This is a genomic window from Lentzea aerocolonigenes (assembly GCF_000955955.1).
Taxonomy (GTDB): Bacteria; Actinomycetota; Actinomycetes; order Mycobacteriales; family Pseudonocardiaceae; genus Lentzea; species Lentzea aerocolonigenes_A.
This window is the reverse complement of sequence record NZ_JYJG01000473.1, coordinates 1-1,995: the sequence shown is the minus strand read 5'-3', so window position 1 is coordinate 1,995 and position 1,995 is coordinate 1. Positions and strand designations below refer to the sequence as shown.

2 protein-coding genes are annotated in these 1,995 nt (G+C 67.7%); one reads left to right on the top strand and one right to left on the bottom strand.

The features are described 5' to 3' along the window. A partial coding sequence (locus tag UK23_RS44045; protein WP_196778155.1) for a M55 family metallopeptidase occupies positions 1–378 on the bottom strand: 378 nt, incomplete at its 3' end. A 45-nt stretch (positions 379–423) separates the two neighbouring features. On the opposite strand from UK23_RS44045, the gene UK23_RS44040 reads away from it, so the two are divergent. Then, positions 424–1,995, top strand: a 1,572-nt coding sequence (locus UK23_RS44040; protein WP_231114959.1) for an ABC transporter substrate-binding protein, incomplete at its 3' end; no start/stop codon positions are given.

Here is a 1,995-nt window from a genome sequence, read left to right as displayed (position 1 = left end):
CCACACGCCGGTGATCGAGTTCTCCAGGTAGGTGTGGGCGAGCACGCCTGATGAGCCCGCCGCCGTGTGATAGCCGAGGAAGACGACACCGTCCACTGAGGAGTCGATGCCCTGCATCATCGACAGGGGTTTGTGCCGGCCGGTGAGCAGCCGTGCGGAGGTGTGGAGGTCCTCGAGCAGCAGGTTCCGCTGCGCCGAGTGGGCTTCGTTGACGAGCACCGAGGTCGCGCCGCCCGCGACCAGGCCCTGCACGCAGGCGTTGACGTCTCCGGTGAAGAGCCGCCGCATCCGTTGCCACTGCTCGGTGCCGGGCACGACGTCCCCGGTCCAGGTGACTCCGGTGGCGCCTTCCATGTCCGCCGAGATCATGATCCGCACATCTGAGTAACGTAGCGGTGGGCTGCTGGGGAAGAGGGGTATTTCGTGCGTGTGAAAGCGTGCGCGTTGCTTGCAATAGCAACGACATTGGTGCTGGCGACGCCACCTGCCACCGCTTCGGGACCGGTGATCCTGAAGGTGGCGATCGTCCAGCAGATCGACTCGATGAACCCGTTCCTCGCGGTGTTCCAGTCGAGCACCGAGGTCGGCCGGCTGATGTACGACTACCTGACCGCGTACGCGGCGGACGACCAGCGGGTCACCGAGGGCATCGCGAACAGATGGGAGCCGTCGGCGGACAAGCTCACGTGGACCTTCACGGTCCCGCAGGGCAAGAAGTGGTCGGACGGACAGCCGATCACGGCGGCCGACGTCGCGTTCACCTACAACCTGATGCTCACGAACGAGGTCGCGCGCACCGCGAACGGCAGTTTCGTGAGCAACTTCGAGTCGGTGACGGCGACCGACGACAGGACCGTGGTGATCAGGACCAAAGCGCCGCAGGTGACGATGCTGGCGCTGGACATCCCGATCGTGCCGAAGCACGTGTGGGAGAAGGTCTCGAACATCAAGGACTACGCCAACGACCAGATGCCGGTCGTCGGCTCGGGCCCGTTCGTGCTGACCGAGCACGCCGCGGGCCAGTTCATCAAGCTCAAGGCCAACAAGGACTACTGGCGGGGCGCGCCGAAGTACGACGAGCTGCACTTCGTGTACTTCCAGAACGCCGACGCCGCGGTGCAGGCGCTCGCGAAGGGCGAGGTCGACCTGGTCAACCGGATGGCGCCGGCCCAGTTCGACTCGCTGGACGGCAAGGACGGCGTCACGCGCAACCGGGCTCAGGGCCGCCGCTTCACCGAGCTGCTGATCAACCCCGGCGCGCAGACGAAGGCCGGTGAGCCGATCGGCGACGGCAACCCGGCGCTCAAGGACGTGCGGGTGCGGCGGGCGATCGCGCAGGCCATCGACCTGGACGCGCTGGTGGCGCGGGTCAGCCTCGGTTACGCGGAGAAGGGTTCCGGGCTGGTGCCGCCGGTGTTCGGCAAGTGGCACTGGCAGCCGGACGACAAGACGCTGCGCAAGTTCGACCCGGCGGCCGCGAACGCCGCTCTCGACGCGGCGGGCTTCCCGCGCAGGGCGGACGGCACCCGGTTCGGCCTACGCCTGGTCGGCCGGGCCGGGCGGGCGTACGACGAGCAGGCGTCGGAGTACCTGAAGCGGTCGATGAGCGACATCGGCATCCCGCTGGACGTGCAGCTGGTGTCGGACAACCAGCTCAACGAGGTCACCACGGCGGCGACGTACGACCTGGCGTTCTCGGGCTGGGCGACGAACGTGGACCCGGACTTCATCCTGGGCCTGCACACGTGCGCGCAACGGCCGGGCGCGGACGGCAAGGGCGGCACCACCGACGCCTACTTCTGCGACCAGGCCTACGACGAGCTCTACGCGCGGCAGCTCTCGGAGTTCGACGAGGCCAAGCGGGTCGAGATCGTCAAGCAGATGCAGGCCCGCTTCTACGACCAGGTGCCGGCTGTGGTGCTCGCGTACGAGAACGCGCTGGAGGGCTACCGCTCCGATCACTTCGCGAAGTTCACGACGCAGCCCGCGCAGGGT